At 69.0% G+C, this 16,533-nt stretch carries 10 protein-coding genes; 6 read left to right on the top strand and 4 right to left on the bottom strand.

Annotated features, from left to right (window positions below):
- Positions 1-39 precede the first annotated feature (39 nt).
- Positions 40-1,005, top strand: a complete 966-nt coding sequence (locus tag IEX18_RS18595; protein ID WP_229664458.1) for a DNA/RNA non-specific endonuclease — start codon at positions 40-42, stop codon at positions 1,003-1,005.
- The gene (locus IEX18_RS08700; RefSeq protein WP_188658318.1) at positions 998-1,420 is read left to right on the top strand and encodes a hypothetical protein; all 423 of its coding nucleotides are present in this window, start codon (positions 998-1,000) and stop codon (positions 1,418-1,420) included. Before IEX18_RS18595 ends, IEX18_RS08700 begins: the two co-directional genes overlap by 8 nt.
- Before the next feature lie 260 nt (positions 1,421-1,680).
- Here the strand turns inward: IEX18_RS08700 and IEX18_RS08705 are convergent, their stop codons facing one another.
- Together IEX18_RS08705 and IEX18_RS08710 are read right to left on the bottom strand one after the other, a co-directional pair.
- Entirely contained in the window at positions 1,681-4,134 is a 2,454-nt protein-coding gene (locus IEX18_RS08705; RefSeq protein ID WP_188658319.1) for a TonB-dependent receptor, read from the bottom strand.
- Positions 4,135-4,267: 133 nt separating this feature from the next.
- Positions 4,268-5,911, bottom strand: coding sequence for an inorganic phosphate transporter (locus tag IEX18_RS08710; protein WP_188658320.1), 1,644 nt, complete (start codon positions 5,909-5,911; stop codon positions 4,268-4,270).
- A gap of 334 nt (positions 5,912-6,245) precedes the next feature.
- On the opposite strand from IEX18_RS08710, the gene IEX18_RS08715 reads away from it, so the two are divergent.
- Positions 6,246-7,805 carry an alkaline phosphatase D family protein gene (locus IEX18_RS08715; RefSeq protein ID WP_188658321.1) on the top strand — a complete coding sequence of 520 codons (1,560 nt, stop codon included), beginning with the start codon at positions 6,246-6,248 and terminating at the stop codon, positions 7,803-7,805.
- A 13-nt stretch (positions 7,806-7,818) separates the two neighbouring features.
- Here the strand turns inward: IEX18_RS08715 and IEX18_RS08720 are convergent, their stop codons facing one another.
- Positions 7,819-8,742 (bottom strand): pirin family protein, encoded by a 924-nt coding sequence (locus tag IEX18_RS08720; protein WP_188658322.1) that lies wholly within the window; start codon positions 8,740-8,742, stop codon positions 7,819-7,821.
- A 146-nt stretch (positions 8,743-8,888) separates the two neighbouring features.
- On the opposite strand from IEX18_RS08720, the gene IEX18_RS08725 reads away from it, so the two are divergent.
- The 3 genes from IEX18_RS08725 (at position 8,889) to IEX18_RS08735 (ending at position 15,177) form a co-directional block, all read left to right on the top strand.
- Positions 8,889-11,630 (top strand): DUF5695 domain-containing protein, encoded by a 2,742-nt coding sequence (locus IEX18_RS08725; protein ID WP_188658323.1) that lies wholly within the window; start codon positions 8,889-8,891, stop codon positions 11,628-11,630.
- 114 nt (positions 11,631-11,744) lie between these two features.
- Positions 11,745-13,598, top strand: a complete 1,854-nt coding sequence (locus IEX18_RS08730) for a hypothetical protein (RefSeq protein WP_188658324.1) — start codon at positions 11,745-11,747, stop codon at positions 13,596-13,598.
- 31 nt (positions 13,599-13,629) lie between these two features.
- On the top strand, positions 13,630-15,177 hold the full coding sequence (locus tag IEX18_RS08735; protein ID WP_188658325.1) for a cryptochrome/photolyase family protein: 1,548 nt from the start codon (positions 13,630-13,632) through the stop codon (positions 15,175-15,177).
- 212 nt (positions 15,178-15,389) lie between these two features.
- On the opposite strand, the gene IEX18_RS08740 is transcribed toward IEX18_RS08735, so the two are convergent.
- Positions 15,390-16,385 (bottom strand): SDR family oxidoreductase, encoded by a 996-nt coding sequence (locus IEX18_RS08740; protein ID WP_188658326.1) that lies wholly within the window; start codon positions 16,383-16,385, stop codon positions 15,390-15,392.
- Between the last annotated feature and the right edge of the window lie 148 nt (positions 16,386-16,533).

A 16,533-nucleotide genomic window follows, 5' to 3' on the forward strand; every position in this document is an offset into this window, starting at 1 on the left:
TTGCTCAAATGTTCCCGCTGCTGACAGGGAGCGGGCGGCATGATGACGACATCGAGCGACGAACGACGGCGAGCCTTTGTGGGGTGGTTGCGGACCGGGCGTATTGCGACGGCCCGCGGGGCGGACGGGCGCGAACTGAAGTTCAATCCCTATCACGATCCTCGGAGCGGACGCTTCACCTTCGCGGATGGGGGTACGACGACCGGCGGATCGCACAAGGGTCCGCCGGATGGCGTGAGCGGCAAGCAAGTCGGCGGCGGCAAACGCGGCGCTGAGAGCCAGACCAGCGCCTCATCGTCTGCAAGTCACCGGACACGCCCCGGCGCGGCGGCTTCCTTTGCGCGGGCTGCTGATCGACCCGCCCGTAGGGCGCCGTCGGGCAGTTGGGGCGGCGGCGGCTTTACCGGCGGCGGCGGCGGCGATTTCGGTGGCGCAGGAGCGACCGGGCCGGGGTGGCCCGATTTTTTCGGTCATCGTTATATAAAGCCGACTTCCAAATCGTCGATCAGCGGGCCGACGGTTCGCGGCGGGGTGCAGAAACCAAATGCCGAGGCCGGACCCTCCTCTGATGAACATCTGCATTCCGTCACACGCAACGGCTATACCTATCTGATCGACTCACGCGAGCGGACACGTCGGGTGACCGGATCGTTGACGATGGCCAGCATGCCTCTTCGCTCTCGTACGGCGCAACGCCAGGCGGGAGGCGCGGAGCGGCGAGCGAGCGACGACGGCGGCCATTATATCGCCGCGCGCTTCAACGGTCCGACCGATGCGTTCAATCACTTCGCGCAGGATGCAAAGTTCAATCGCGGCGTCTATCGACGGCTTGAGGACGAATGGGCACGCAGCAAGCGGCTGGGCCATGCCGTATCCGTCAAGATCGCTCCGGAATTTGGTGGAACGTCCGTTCGACCGTCTGCAATCAATGTATGGTGGCAGGTCGATGGCCATAAGAGCAGCCAGAAGGTCTCCAATGAAACCGGGCGGGCGCATCATGGGTAAGGGCGACCACGACGAGGCTCTCGAAGCATTCGGGCGATATCTGATGCAGGATCCCGACTATCCCGATGCACGGAGCTTTCTCTACGCGCGAATGGAACCGGGCGCCATTGCGGAATGTATCTACAAAGATCTAGGGAACCACATCCTCTTCCGCTGGCCGAAAAATTCCGATCTATCTTTCGCACTGCTGGACTATTGGGAGGCGCAGCCTGGGCCAGAGAGGTGGGCCGAGCTGGAATATGTCCTTCGCGACGGCCGGTTCGACGTGGCCTATATCTATCCCGACCAGATCGATCCCGACGAGGAGCTGTTCGTCCGAAGCCAGCGGGCCTTGCGGCGGCATTTTGGCGACAAGCCGATCGGCTACCCGTCCCTGGACGACGAGAACGACGACTCGGTGCGTTTCGATCCGTAGGATCGCCATTGCGGCACGGCTGACCGTTCGAGGCGATCAAGCCCTGTCGAACCGACCCCGATGATCGGCGAAGAGTGTATCGCTTAGGCGCTTTTCCCGATCTCGTGACCAGGCCGCGCGCTGCTGTTCGAGATGGAGGACGTGCTGCGCGATGCCAGCCGTCGTCACGCGAAGGCGAAGCCGACCGACGACGACGGGGCGGTCGCCGGCGACCGAGCGGCGTGAGCCCCGTCGCCGGCACCCTATCGGCGCAGCGGGGATCAGAACCCCGCCCGGATCGTCGCGAAGACCTGGCGCGGCGGGACCGGGAAGAAGTTATAGGTGCCGGAGGCCGCACCGACACTGAGCGTCGAGGCCGCCTTCTTGTCGGTGATGTTGGTGACGTTGAGGCTGACCGTCAGCGCCTTGGCCAGCCCCTCGCCCGACACCGGCAAGTCGAAGGCGATGCGGCCCGAGAGGGTGAAATAGCCCGGCACCTTCAGATCGTTGGTGTAGGTCGCATAGCGGCGGCCGATATAGTCTCCGATCAGCTGCACCTCGATCGCGTCGCCGCGCAGCGTCGCCACCGTCTTGTTCAGCCAGTCGGGCGAGCCGGGGACCTTCTTGCCCGCGGTCGGCACCACCGTCTGCGCCGACCCGACCCGATAGTCGTCGGCGTAGCGCGAATTATTGTAGGACAGCGCGTTGTAGAGGGTGAAGGCGTCGCCAAAGCGCAGCGTCGCCGCCGCATCGATCCCGTCGGTGCGCACATCGCCGACATTGGCGATGATCGGCGCGCCGCTGACGATCGCGGTGATCGTCGTGGTCGGGCTGATCGCCAGCAGCCGGTTCGAGAAGTCGACGTGATAGTAGCTGACCTGCGCCTCGATCCCTGTCAGCGGGCCGGCATCGAGGGTGCGGCGGGTGCGGATGCCGCCCTCATAGGTCCAGCTCGTCTCGGGCTTGGTATTGGCCTTGAAGAAGTCGAACAGCGTCTGGCTGCCCAGCGCGAAGGGCGACAGTCCTGCCGCCGCGCTGGTCTGGAACTGGCGGATATTCTGCTGGGCGTTGGCGAAGAGCTGTTCGTGCCCGGTCGCATCCCACAACAGGCCGACCTGCGGCAGGAAACCCTTGTCGGTGTTGATCCGGCCGACCGGCAGCTCGCGCGATCCGGTGAAGGAGCCCGGGATCGGCTGCACCGCCACGGTCTGCCGCGCGCGCTGGAAGGTGCTCTTGAACCCCGCCTGGAGCGTCAGGGTCGGCAGGATGCGCCAGGCGTCCTGCAGGTGCGCCTGGATCACCTCGACCCGGATCTCGCTGCCATATTGGGTGATCAGCGGCCGCGCCTGATCGAGCGGGCGGGCATAGGGCGAGCTGGGCGCGTTGACGTCGAAGGCGTACCAGCGGCGATAGGCGGACGAGCTCTGATGCTCGTACCAGCCGCCCAGCTCGATCTGGTGGTTGCCGATCTCCGCGCGGAGCGTGGAGATGCCGCCGACCCGGTCGATCCGATATTCGGTGGTGCGGGTGGCGATGCCCGATCCGCCGAAGATCGTCGACAGCCGCGCGAGGTTCGCCGCCGAGGTCGGGCTGCTGCCCGCCGCACCCGGATAGTAGAAGGAGAAGAGCAGCGGCAGCCCCGCCGCGGTGATCGGCCCGGCGACGACGCCGACGCCGTCATTGTGGTGGAAGTAGATCTGGTTCGACCAGGTCACCGCGTTGGCGACGGTCCAGTCGTATTTGGCATAGCCGAGATAGTCGGTGCGCTGCGCGTCGCTGTAATAGTTGCTGTAGTTGCTGCCCGCGGCGGCATAGCTCGCCGCGCCGTTATACGGCACGCGATTGTTATAATAGGCCAGCGCCTGCTGGACGTTCGGGTAGAGGAACGGGCGGGTATAGGGCTGATAGGCCTGGTTCGCGGCGACGACGGTCGCGTCCTCGTTCGGCTCGGTCTTGTCCGAATAGGCGAAATAGGCGGTCAGCTTGCCGGCCGCATCATCATGGACCAGCTTGGCATCGGCCTGCCAGCCGCCCTGCTTGCCGTTGAAGTCCCAGGCGCGGGCGCGATGGCGGACGCCCGAGGCATATAGGCGGGTGTTCTGGCCGATGTCGCCGCTGTCGATGCGCGCATAGCTGCGCACCGCGTCGTAGCTGCCGACCACCTGCTGCACGGTTACGCCGAAGTCGCGGCGCGGATCGCTGGAGAAGGTGTCGATCGTGCCGCCGAGATTGCTGGTCGAGGCGGTGCCGAGATCGCCGGCGCCGGACGCGAGCACGACCCGTCCGACATCTTCCGAAATGATCGCGCGCTGCGGCGACAGGCCGTTGTAATTGCCGTATTGCTGGTCGCCCAGCGGCACGCCGTCGAGCGTGTAGCCGAGCTGCTGCGCGTTGAAGCCGTGGATGAAGAGCGAGATGTTCTGCTCGTTCATGCCCCAGGGATCGGCGGTCAGATAGGTCACGCCCGGCAGCGTCTGGAGCGCCTTGAGCGGGCTGGTGCCGGGCAGGATCGCCTGGATCTCCGCGCCGCTGATCTGGGTCACCGAACGGGTGACGGTCGTCCCGGTCACGACGATGTCCGACGAGGCCTCGCCGCCCTCCGCCTCGACCGGCGCGGCCGGGGCGGCGGCAGGGGCAGGGGCGGACGCGGTCGGCAGGACGGATTGCGCGGTTGCGGGTGCCGGGACGAGAGCGAGCGCGGCGGTGCCGCCGGCGAGGAGCGTGACGATCTTCATGGAAGGAGTCCCTGTATATCAGGGGCGTCTTCCGGCCCCTCTCGGGACCGTCTGGCGGCATGATCTTGCAGCCGCATGACGAAGTCGCGTCGGCGAGGTGACAGGAGGCCGGCGCGGATCGGCCCCGTCGCGTCTACAATCCCGCCGCGCGCACCCCGGTCAGCAGCACCCAGTACAGCACGCCCGCCAGCAGCATCGCCGCCGGCAGCGTCAGGATCCAGGCCAGCGCCATGTTGCGCACCGTGCGGCGCTGGAGGCCGGCGCCGTTGGCGACGCTGGCGCCGGCGACGCCGGAGGAGAGGATGTGCGTGGTGGAGACCGGCGCGGCGAAATAGTCGGCCAGCTGGATGGTCGCCGCGGCGACCAGTTCGGCCGAGGCGCCCATGCCATAGGTCAGGTGGGTGCTGCCGATCTTCTCGCCCACCGTCACCACGATCCGCCGCCAGCCGACCATCGTGCCCAGCCCCAGCGCCAGCGCCACCGCCACCTTGACCCAGAGCGGGATGTAGCGGGTGCCCTGTTCCAGCCCGTCGGCATAGTGGCCGACCGCGTCGAGCTCGGCCGCCGACATGCGCGCACGCGCCGTCTCGTCCTTCCGGACCAGCGCGGTCGCGTCATGGACCAGATACATGTCGTTGCGCAGGTTCGGCGTCGCCGCCGCGGGCACCTTGCCGAGCGAGCCATAGGCGGCGATCCGCTCCGCCACGTCGCCGGACAGGCCGCCGAGCGCCGCATAGGTGCGCGCGCCCTCGACATGGCGCGCGCGCAGCGTGTCGGTCAGCGCCGCCCGCGCGGCATCGGGCGCCAGGCGGTCGCCGCCGGCCATCCGCGCAAAGGCCTGCTCCGCCGCCTGCGACGTCTGGACGAAGGCGGCGGTAGCGCTTTCGGGCATGGTGCGGTTGAGCGCATAGGCGGTCGGGGCGCAGCCGATCAGGATCAGCATGATCAGGCCCATGCCCTTCTGCCCGTCATTGCCGCCATGCGCATAGCTGACGGCGGTGCAGGTGAAGATCAGCAGCGCCCGGATGCCGCGCGGCGGCGGCCGATCGGCGGCGGGCTCGCGATAGAGGGCCGGGTCCGGCGCGATGCGCTTGAGCACGAGCAGCAGCACGAACGCGCCGAGGAAGCCGACGAGCGGGCTGAACAACAGGCCGTACAGCACCTTTTGCGCCTGGCTCCAGTCGACGCCGGCGGTGCCGCCGGGCTGGCCGGAGAAGAGCTGGTTGGCGAGGCCGACGCCCAGGATCGACCCGATCAGCGCGTGGCTCGACGAATTGGGCAGCCCGACATACCAGGTCGCGAGGTTCCAGCCGACCGCGGCGAGGAGCAGCGCGAAGATCATCGCATAGCCGCCGGCGCTGCCGACATGCAGCACCAGATCGACCGGCAGCATCGTCACGATCGCATAGGCGACCGCGCCGCTGGAGGTCATCACGCCGAGAAAGTTGAAGAAGCCCGACCAGGCCACCGCGACCTGCGCGGGCATCGCGTTGGTGTAGATCACCGTCGCGACCGCATTGGCGGTATCGTGGAAGCCGTTCACGAACTCGAAGCCGAGCGCGATCACCAGCGCCAGGCCGAGGAACAGGAAGACGCCGAAGGCGAGCTGCTCGCCGACCTGCTGCGTATCGAACAGGATGCTGGCGCCGGCATAGAGCAGACCGCCGACCAGCAGCGCCAGGAACACCGCCCGCCTGGCGGGGTGGAGTCGCCCGTCGAGCGCCTGCGCGCGGCTCGGCTGGCTGTGGTGCGATGCGTCGGGAGAGAGGGCGACCATGTCCGCCTCTTCGGCCCGATCCGCGACAATCGCGTGACAGTTCGATGACGGTTACCGATTTGGGACGGTTCGTGCAGATCTAGGGCGGATGCTCTCCGGCGGTCCGCTAAACGTCATCCCGGGGTGGGCGGGACCGTCGCGACAGCCGCGACGGGGCTCTCTTTCAGTCGTCATGCCGGACGTGTTCCGGGATCCACCGTTCCGCGAGATCAACGGGTTGCTCATCCGCGGTGCCGTGGATGCCGGAACACGTCCGGCATGACGACGGGCTTCCGCAGCCCGGCCGCCCTTTCCCGTCATACCCCTGTCACGCGCGCGGCGCAGCGACCGGTCCATGTCGATCCTTCTCCCCTCCCGCCGTGCGATCATCGGCGGCCTCGCCGCCGGGCTGGTCGCGGCGCCGGCCATCCTGCGCGGGCAGCAGCTGTTCACGGCCTATCCCTTCCGCCTCGGCGTCGCCGCGGGGGAGCCGGCGGCGGACGGCTTCGTCATCTGGACCCGACTCGTGCCGGAGCCGCTCGAGCGGCATGGCGGCATGCCGATGGCCCCGGTCGAGGTGGAGTGGCAGGTCGCCGGCGACGCGAAGTTCCAGACGATCGCCGCCAAGGGCACGGCGCTCGCCCGGCCCGAACTCGGCCATGCAGTGCATGTCGAGCTGACCGGGCTCCAGCCCGACCGTCCCTATTGGTATCGCTTCCTCGTCGGGCGGGAGCGGTCGACCACCGGACGGGCCCGCACCCTGCCCCTGCCGGGCGCCGCGCTCGCCCGGATCCGGTTCGGGGTCGCCGGGTGCCAGAATTACGAGGACGGGCTCTACACCGCCTATCGCCATCTCGCCGACGAGGACCTCGCCTTCGTCTATCATTATGGCGACTATATCTACGAAGGGCGGGGCACGCCGCAGGGCCGCGAGCAGGGCGGCGCCACCGCCCCCTTCCTGCGCATGCACGAAGGGCAGGAGATCTACGACCTCGACGACTATCGCCGCCGCTACGCCCAGTACAAGCTCGACCCGGACCTGCAGGCCGCGCATGCCAGCGCCGCCTGGTTCGCGACCTTCGACGATCACGAGGTCGACAACAACTGGACGGGCAGCATCGATCAGGACGACACCCCGCCGGAGATCTTCGCGCTGCGCCGGGCGACGGCGTTCCAGGCCTATTACGAGCATCTGCCGTTCCGCCGCGCGTCGTTTCCGGGACCGGGCGGGATGCACGTCCATCGCCGGGCGCGGATTGGCACGCTGCTCGACCTGCACCTGCTCGACACGCGCCAGTTCCGCACCGACCAGCCCTGCGGCGACGGCTTGCAGACGGTCTGCGCCGGCGTGCTGGACCAGAAGGCGCAGGTGCTCGGCCAGACCCAGGAGGCGTGGCTGGCGCGCGGCCTGGCCGAGAAGCGCGCGCGGTGGAACGCGCTGGCGCAGCAGGTGATGGTGATGCCGCTCGACCGCCGCACCGGAGACGAGCCCGCGCCGATCCGCAACATGGACAGCTGGGGCGGCTATGACGCCCCGCGGGAACGCTTCCTCGCCCAGCTGTCGGCGGCGGGCAACGCGGTGGTGCTGACCGGCGACGAACACCAGAATTTCGCCGGCGAGCTGCGGCGCGCGGGCGGCCGGGGCGAGGCGGTGGCGGTCGAGTTCGTCGCCACGTCGATCTCCTCGGGCGGGGACGGGGCGGACCGCCGGGCCGGCACCGACCGGATCATGGCCGGGAACCCCTTCCTGCGATTCGAGAACGACCGGCGCGGCTATCTGGTCTGCGACGTCACCCCGGAACGCTGGCAGACCGACGTCCGCACCGTCGCGGCGGTCTCACGCCCCGACGCTCCGGTCGCCACCGCCGCCAGCATCGCGGTGCCGCACGGCACGACCGAACTGCATATCGGCTGATGGCGCCGGACGCTCAGGGATAGCGGACCGGCGCGGGCGGATCGTCGGGCAGCGGGATGAACTCGTGCTCGTCGGGCACGCCGGGGAAGCGGCGCTGTCGCCAATCCTCCTTTGCCTGCTCGATCCGCTCCGGCCGGCTGGAGACGAAGTTCCAGTAGATGTAGCGTTGCTCCGGCAGCGGTTCGCCGCCGATCAGCATCAGCCGCGCGCCGCGCTCGCTCGTCAGCACGATCTCGGCACCGGGCTTGAAGACGACCAGCTCGTGCGCCGCGAAGGCGCCGGTCTGCCCCTCCGCACCGATGTCGCCCGAGAGGACGTAGACGGCCCGCTCGACATGCTCGGCGCGCAGCTGGTAGCGCGCGCCCGGCGCCAGCGTCAGGTCGGCATAGACCATGTCCGAAAAGGTCTCGACCGGCGAGACCAGCCCGTCGTGCCGGCCCACGATCACCGTCATCGCCACCCCGTCCGCGTCGGTCCGGGGAATATCGCCGGCCTTGTGGTGCGCGAAGCTGGAGGCAGCCTCCTCGTGCCGTTCGGGCAGCGCCACCCAGGTCTGGAGCCCGTACAGCGACGCGTCGGCGGCGCGCACCTCCGGCGCGGTGCGCTCGGAATGGACGATGCCCGCGCCCGCGGTCATCCAGTTGACCTCGCCCGGACGGATCGGCTGGACCGAGCCGACGCTGTCGCGGTGCAGGATCTCGCCGTCGAGCAGATAGGTGACGGTCGCCAGACCGATATGCGGGTGCGGCCGCACGTCGAGCCCCTCGCCGGCGCGGAAGGCGGCGGGCCCCATCTGGTCGAAGAAGATGAACGGCCCGACCATCCGCCGGTGCGCCGAGGGCAGCGCGCGGCGAACGGTGAAGCCGTCGCCCAGATCGCGCACGGGCGGCAGGATGATCGTGTCGACCGCGTCGATCGTGCTGGAGCGGATGGTCATCGGATCGGTCCCTCAAATGGCCGGCCCAGCATAGTTTTCGCCGCTGCCGTGTCGACCCGGCGGATGGCGCGCGACCCGATGTTCACAACGGGCTGGCTGACCGCTTTCGTATACGATATGGCGACCGGGCAGCGGGAGTAACGACGATGACGCGATGGGGTATGGCCGGATGGTCGGCATTGGCCTTGCTGACGCCGATGGTCGGCGGGGCGATGGCAGCGCCGGTCCGACCGGCCGCCGCCATGCCGGCGATCCGCCCCGTGCCGGTTATCCGCCACCGGGTCGGCCGCTTCGTGCTCGCGCTGCGCCGCGACACGCAGACGCTCGCCAGCCTGCGGCCGGACAGCGCGCCGGGCTTCGACTTCCTGCCCTCCGGCCGCGAGGCGGAGCGGTCGGGCGACGGCTATGTCCATCTCGGCGACCTGCATCTGCGGCTGCGCGTCGCGGGCGGCGCGTGGCAGGACTTCGCCTCGGCCAGCGCGCGCCGGCCGGTCACGCCCCTGCCCGCCGGCGGCCCGATCCTCGCCGCGGCGGATATCACCGCAACCATGGGCCCCGGTCTGCCGATCCGGGTGGAGCGGCACTGGATCGACGATCGCGGCGTGCCGGTGCTGCGCTTCACGCTGGTCAACACCGGCAGCGCGGCGGTGGAGATCGGTGCGCTCGGCATGCCGATGGTGTTCGACAACATCATCACCGATCGCTCGCTCGACCAGGCGCATGCGCAGGCGAGCTTCGTCGATCCCTATATCGGGCGCGACGCCGGCTATCTCCAGGTCACGCGGCTGAACGGGGCCGGTCCCGCACTGCTCGTCCTGCCCGATGGCCGATCGCCGCTGGAAGCCTGGCGGCCGATCCTGCAGGACAGCGCGGCGAAGGACGAGAGCTTTACCGACCACAGCCCGCGCGGCCAGACGTCCGAAGGCTTCTACGACTGGACCGTCGCCAGCAAGGGCTTTGCCGAGCGCGAATGGGCCAAGGCGGGCGAGCAGTGGAACGTGCCGACCAGCTTCACCCTCGCCCCCGGCGAGCGGCGGAGCGTCGGCGTCCGCCTCGTCCTGTCGCCGAAGATCCGGGGGATCGAGGCGACGCTGGCGGCGGCGGGGCGGCCGGTCGCGGTCGGCGTGCCCGGCTATGTCGTGCCGACCGACATGGAAGCGAGCCTGTTCCTGCGCGCGCCGGCGGCGGTCGTGCGGATGGAGGTGTCGCCCGCCGACGCGCTGACGGTCAACCCGGCCGGCACGGTCAAGGGCTGGCGGCGCTTCGCGGTGCGCGGCACCGGCTGGGGTCCCGCCCGGCTGTCGATCGGCTATGCCGATGGCAGCGTCCAGACGGTGAGCTATTACGTCACCAAGCCGCTCGAGCGCGTCATGGCGGATCTGGGCCGCTTCTCGACCACCAAACAGTGGTTCGAGGGGAAGGGCGATCCCTTCGGCCGCAGTCCCGCCATCCTGACCTATGATCGCGAGGCGAATGCGATCGTCGCGTCCGAGCCGCGCGTATGGATCGCGGGGATGAGCGACGAGGGCGGCGCGGGCAGCTGGGTCGCGGCGATGGCGAAGCAGCTCGACAATCCCGATCCGGCCGAGGTCGCCAGGCTCGAGCGGCTGATCGACGAGACCGTGCTCGGCCGGTTGCAGGACGATGCCGGCCCGACCGCGGGCGCGGTGCGCAAGAGCCTGTTCTATTACGATCCCGCCAAATTCCCCGACGCCTATCGCGCCTTTCCGGCGGACAAGTGGAAGAGCTGGACCAGCTGGGACTTCAAGGGGGCCGAGGATCTCGGCCGCGCCTACAACTATCCGCATGTCGCGATCGGCCATTGGGTGCTCTACCGGATCGCACGCAACCATCCCGGGCTGGTGACGCGGCACGACTGGCGCTTCTATCTCGGCTGGGCATACCGCACGACCGTCGCGATGATGCGCGACGCGCCCCATTACGCGCAGTTCGGCCTGATGGAGGGCGACGTCTTCCTCGACATCCTCCGGGACCTGAAGCGCGAGGGGATGACGGAAGAGGCTACCGGCATGGAGCGGCTGATGCGCGGCCGCGCCGATCACTGGCGCACGCTGCAATACCCCTTCGGCAGCGAGATGGCGTGGGACTCCACCGGCCAGCCCGAAGTCTATGCCTGGATGCGCTATTTCGGCTACCGGCCGCAGGCGGAGATCACGCGCGAGGTGATCCTGGGCTACGATCCCGCCATCCCGAGCTGGGGCTATAACGGCAATGCGCGCCGCTATTGGGACTTCCTCTATGGCGGCAAATATCCGCGGATCGAGCGGCAGCTGCACCATTACGGCTCGACGCTGAACGCGGTGCCGCTGTTCGACGCCTTCCGCCGCGACCCGGCCGACATGCATCTGTTGCGGGTCGCCTATGGCGGGCTGATGGGCGGGATCACCAATATCGACCGCGACGGCTTCTCATCCGCCGCCTTCCACTCCGCGCCCGACATGATGCGCTGGGACCCCTATTCGGGCGACTATGGCATGGGCTTCTATGGCCACGCCATCGCCGCCGCGACCTATGTGGTGAAGGACGCAGAGCTCGGCTGGCTCGCCTATGGCGGCAATCTGCGCGAGGAGGACGGCGTCGTGACGGTCGTGCCGCGAGACGGGGCGCGCAGCCGGCTGTTCATCGCGCCGGCCGGCGCCTGGATCACGCTCGACGCGGGCAAGATCGCCGGCGTCCGCTACGCGCCCGCCACCGGCCGCATCACCCTGACCCTCGATCCCGCCACCGCCGTCACGCCGGCAGCGCGGCTGATCGTCGAGGCGCCCGGTGGCGGCCTGCCCTATCGCCCGCTGACCGGCACGACGGTGCGTGGCGGATATACGATCCCACTGACGGGCAGGCCGCTCGACGTCGAACTCGCGCGCTGACCGGAGGGCCGAGGGGCGGACGGACCGGCTTGCGGGACCGGTTCGCCCCGATCGGGCTTCCGCCCGGCCGGCGGCGGGCTATCATGGCCGCGAACCATTTCGGGAACCCCGTCCATGATCCGCGCCCGTCGACCGCTCCCACGGCTGCTGCTCGCCGCCGCCCCGCTCCTGGTCGCGGGCCTGGCGACGGCGGCGCCCCCGGCACCCAGGCGCACGGCCGCTGCGCCCGGCCGCCCCGCGGACTGGCGGCTCTGCGCGAACGAAGGCGGCCAATGCCGGATCGGCGGCCGCGCGCGCGTCCGCTACGGCGCGGCCGGGAAATGGTCGGAGAAGCTGGTCACCGGCTCCATCGCCTGCGGCAATGGCGGCTTTGGCGACCCGGCCTTCGGCACGCCCAAACATTGCGAGACGACCGCCGCGACGATCATCGACCCGCCGGCCGCCGCCACGCCCGTGCCGCCACCCGTCCGCCCCTCCAAACCGGTCGTCGCAGCCGGCCCGCGCGCCTGGCCGCTGGCCGCGAAGCCCACCACGCGCCGCGCCCAGCTGGGCATCAACATCGCCGGTCCCGGTGCCTGGTGGAGCGGCGACCAGACCTATGTGAACCTGCTCCGCGGCGCGGAATGGCGCGCGCCCGGCTGGGCCAATGCCAAGCGCGAGGATCTCGGCCCGGACGGCATCCCCAAGGCGGAGCTGATCTCCGCCGCCTATCAGCCTCTGGTGATCATCAAGCCGCCGCTCGGCAGCCAGACTCAGGCCGTACCGGTCGTCTGCACCTGGGCCGGCAAGGGCCGGGTGACGATCGGCGGCAACTCCGCGGCCGGCGTGGTGGAGCGTCGCGGACGGTACGAGATGACCTTCGTACCCAATCGCGACATGACCAAGATGACGTGGCTGCAGATCATGGCGAGCGACCGCGCCGACCCGATCCGCAATCTCGACTGCCGCGCCGCCGCGCATGTCGGGCTGACCGATCTCTTCCTGCCGGAGGTCGTCGCCTATTACCGCAATTTCGGGACGCTGCGCTTCCTCGACGCCTCCGGCGTCAACGGCAACGGCCAATGGCGCTGGACCACCCGGACGCAGCCCGACGACCTGACGCTGTCGGGCAGCGATGGCATGCCGCTCGAGCATCAGGTCGCGCTCGCCGCGGCGGCGCAGGCGGACGGCTGGTACAATGTAAGCTACAATGCCGATGAGGACTATCAGCGGCGCATGGCGCAGCTGATCCACGACGCCACCCCGGCCGATCGCCATGTCTATGTCGAACTGTCCAACGAGGTGTGGAACTTCGCGTTCGCCGCCGCCGCTCAGGCAAACCGTGAAGGCGCGGCCGTTAATCTGTCGAGCGACGGAGACGCCTTCAAGAGCGGGCTGTTCCAATATGCCCGCCGGACCGCCGAGCTGATGCGCATCTGGACGGACGTGTTCAGGGATCGACCCGGCCAGCTCATCCGCGTCGCCGCGACCCAGCAGGATAATCCATGGACAGCCAATGTCGTGCTGCGCGAGAGCGGTCTCGGCCGGTCCGGATTGATCGACGCCCTGGCCGTTGCCCCCTATTTCGGCGCTGCGGTCATTCCGGCCAATCCCGGCGTAACCGATCCGGATCGCCTGTTTCCGCTGCTGCGCGCGGACATGGTCCGGATCCTGACTGGTATCCAGCCGCAGAATCGAGCCGTTGCGAAGGAATTCGGTTTGCGGCTGATCTCCTATGAAGGCGGCCAGCACATCGTCGCCGACAATGTTGACGTGGTCGCCGGGCTCAACCGCGATCCCCGCATGGGCGCGCTCTATGCCGACTACATCCCGCAGGCGATCGCCGCCAACGACGACGACCTGCTCGTCCTCTTCTCCGCCACCGGTCCGATCGGCAAGTTCGGCGCCTGGGGGCTGCGCGAATATGCCGGGCAGCCGCGGTCGGAAGCCCCCAAGCTCGATGCGGTGCTGACGGCGCTCGGCCATTGAACGCGGGCGCGTGGTTTCGCGTTCGCCCCGCATGACCGTCCTGATCCCGGTGCTGGGCGACCAGCTTTCGCCCGACCTCTCCGCATTGCGGGGCGCGGACCCGGCCGACGGCGTCGTGCTGATGATGGAGGTGGCGGACGAGACGCGCTACGTCCGCCACCACAAGACCAAGCTCGTCTATATCCTGTCGGCGATGCGCCATCATGCGGCGGCGTTGCGCGCGGCGGGATGGCAGGTGGACTATGTCCGCCTCGACGATCCGGACAATTGCGGCAGCTTCACCGGCGAGGTCGCCCGCGCGGTCGCCCGCCATGGCCCGGACCGTATCGTCGTGACCGAAGCGGGCGAGTGGCGCGTCGCCGCGATGCTCGACAGTTGGGAGACGCTGTTCGGCCTTCCGGTCGAGATCCACCCCGACACGCGCTTCGTCTGCTCGCACGCCGAGTTCGCCGATTGGGCGGAAGACCGCGCCTCGCTGACGATGGAGTTCTTCTATCGCCAGATGCGGCAGAAGACCGGGCTGCTGATGAACGGGCGCAAGCCCGAGGGCGATCGGTGGAACTTCGACAAGGAGAACCGCAAGCCGGCCCAGGCGGACCTGCTGATGCCCCGCCCGCTCGCCTTCCCGTCCGATGCCGTCACGCAGGAGGTCATCGCGCTGGTCGAGGCTCGGTTCGGCAACCATCCCGGCAGCCTTGCCGGCTTCTACTATGCGGTGACGGCGGCGGATGCAGAACGGCAGGCGGCGCACTTCCTCGCCCACGCCCTGCCGCGCTTCGGCGACTTCGAGGATGCGATGCTCGCGGGCGAGCGCTTCCTGTGGCACTCGATCCTGTCGCCCTATATCAATTCGGGGCTGCTCGACCCGCTCGACCTGTGCCGCCGGGCGGAGGCGGAATATCGGGCCGGGCGGGCGCCGCTCAATTCGGTCGAGGGCTATATCCGCCAGATCATCGGCTGGCGCGAGTTCATGCGCGGCATCTACTGGCGCGAGGGGCCGGACTATGTCGACCGCAACCATCTGGACCATCGTCGCGCCCTGCCCGGCTGGTACTGGACCGGCGAGACCGACATGCGCTGCCTGGCCGAGTCGCTCGGCCAGACGCTCGCCACCGCGCATGCGCACCACATCCAGCGGCTGATGGTGATCGGCAATTTCGCGCTGCTGATCGGCGCGGACCCGAAGCAGGTCCATCAATGGTATCTGGAGGTCTATCTCGACGCCTATGAATGGGTCGAACTGCCCAACACGCTGGGGATGAGCCAGTTCGGCGATGGCGGGCTGGTCGGGTCGAAGCCCTACGTCTCGTCGGGCGCGTACATCAATCGCATGTCCGATTACTGCCGCGGCTGCCGTTACGATGTCGGCAAGCGGACCGGCGAGGATGCCTGTCCGTACAATGCGTTGTACTGGGACTTCCTTGTCCGCCACCGCGACAGGCTCGGCGACAACCGGCGGCTGGCCATGCCATACCGGAGCTGGGACCGGATGGCGGCGGAGGAACAGGCGGCGACGCGGGCGCAGGCCCAGGCGTTCCTGGCGCAGCTCGACGCGAGCGGATCGGCGGAGGCGTATTGAGACGGCCTTATGGTGACCGTCCTGTAACTAGAGACGTCGTTCTTTGTCCGTTCGTGCTGAGCGAAGTCGAAGCACGGTGGGTCGCAGGCCCTTCGACTACGCTCAGGGCGAACGGCTGGGGGCGGAGCATCCCGAGATCATGTTGCACCAGGAACCGATCTACTAAGCCTTAACCGCCGCCCCAGCCTTCGCCGGATTGACGCGGAGATGCCTTACGGATTTCCCTTCCCGCCATGCGCCCCCACCGCCGTCCCGGTCGAGAAGCTCGCCTCGTCGGACGCGAGCGTGACATAGAGCGCCGCCAGCTCCGCCGGCTGGCCGGCGCGGCCGAGCGGCGTGTCCTGGCCGAACTCGCCCATCTTGCCCGACAGCTGCCCGCCCGCGACCTGCAGCGGCGTCCAGATCGGGCCCGGCGCGACCGCGTTGACGCGGATGCCCTTCTTGGCGAGCTGCTTGGCCATGCCCTTGGTCAGGTTGAGGATCGCCGCCTTGGTCGAGGCATAGTCGATCAGCTCCTCGCCCGGATCGTAGCTGTTCACCGAGGCGGTGTTGATGATCACCCCGCCCGGCGGCAGCGTCGGGATCGCCGCCTTGCTGAAGCGGAAGACGTGGAAGATGTTCGTCTCGTAGGTGCGGACGAACTGTTCGTCGGTGATTTCCGAGATATCGGCCTTGGACTGCTGATAGGCCGCGTTGTTGACCAGGATGTCGAGCCCGCCGAGCTGCGCGATGGCGCGGCGCACGGTGTCCTCGCACGCCTTCAGCGTCCGGATGTCGGCAGGCAGCAGCACCGCCCTGCGCCCCGCCTGCTCGATCAGCGTGCGCACCTCGCGCGCGTCGCTCTCCTCGCTGGGGTGATAGTTGATCGCGACGTCCGCGCCTTCGCGGGCGAAGGCGATCGCCACCGCGCGTCCGATGCCGCTGTCGCCGCCGGTGATCAGCGCCCGCCGCCCGGCCAGCTTGCCCGATCCGCGATAGCTCGTCTCGCCATGATCCGGCCGCGGGTTCATCTTGCTGGTCAGCGCGGGCCAGGGCTGGCGCTGTTCGGGGAAAGGCTCGCGCCGATAGGCGGTGCGCGGGTCGCGCAGCGGCCGGCCGCCGCCCGCGCTCCCCTGCGCCGCGGCGCCCGCAGCGCCCGCGGCCCCGGCCGCCAATCCCAGCGCGGCGCCGCCCAACAGGCCCCGGCGCGACGTCTCCAGCTCGCTCATCGCTCGTCTCCCGCGGCGGAATCGCCGCGCAAGCCGGAAACGCCCCACTCTTCGTTCAGCCCCAAGCCGTTGCGAAATAAGCTGAAAAGGCCAGCCCCAAGGTTTTCCTAAATATCCGTCATTTTCCCGCAACCGCTGCGGATTAGGC

The sequence above is a fragment of the Sphingomonas metalli genome (assembly GCF_014641735.1).
Taxonomy (GTDB): Bacteria; Pseudomonadota; Alphaproteobacteria; order Sphingomonadales; family Sphingomonadaceae; genus Sphingomonas; species Sphingomonas metalli.

What these genes read in the sequence shown, in the direction of transcription:
- IEX18_RS18595 (WP_229664458.1), top strand. Translation starts at nt 40, where the DNA reads ATGATGACGACATCGAGCGACGAACGACGGCGAGCCTTTGTGGGGTGG.
- IEX18_RS08700 (WP_188658318.1), top strand. Translation starts at nt 998, where the DNA reads ATGGGTAAGGGCGACCACGACGAGGCTCTCGAAGCATTCGGGCGATAT.
- IEX18_RS08705 (WP_188658319.1), bottom strand. Translation starts at nt 4,134, where the DNA reads ATGAAGATCGTCACGCTCCTCGCCGGCGGCACCGCCGCGCTCGCTCTC.
- IEX18_RS08710 (WP_188658320.1), bottom strand. Translation starts at nt 5,911, where the DNA reads ATGGTCGCCCTCTCTCCCGACGCATCGCACCACAGCCAGCCGAGCCGC.
- IEX18_RS08715 (WP_188658321.1), top strand. Translation starts at nt 6,246, where the DNA reads ATGTCGATCCTTCTCCCCTCCCGCCGTGCGATCATCGGCGGCCTCGCC.
- IEX18_RS08720 (WP_188658322.1), bottom strand. Translation starts at nt 8,742, where the DNA reads ATGACCATCCGCTCCAGCACGATCGACGCGGTCGACACGATCATCCTG.
- IEX18_RS08725 (WP_188658323.1), top strand. Translation starts at nt 8,889, where the DNA reads ATGACGCGATGGGGTATGGCCGGATGGTCGGCATTGGCCTTGCTGACG.
- IEX18_RS08730 (WP_188658324.1), top strand. Translation starts at nt 11,745, where the DNA reads ATGATCCGCGCCCGTCGACCGCTCCCACGGCTGCTGCTCGCCGCCGCC.
- IEX18_RS08735 (WP_188658325.1), top strand. Translation starts at nt 13,630, where the DNA reads ATGACCGTCCTGATCCCGGTGCTGGGCGACCAGCTTTCGCCCGACCTC.
- IEX18_RS08740 (WP_188658326.1), bottom strand. Translation starts at nt 16,385, where the DNA reads ATGAGCGAGCTGGAGACGTCGCGCCGGGGCCTGTTGGGCGGCGCCGCG.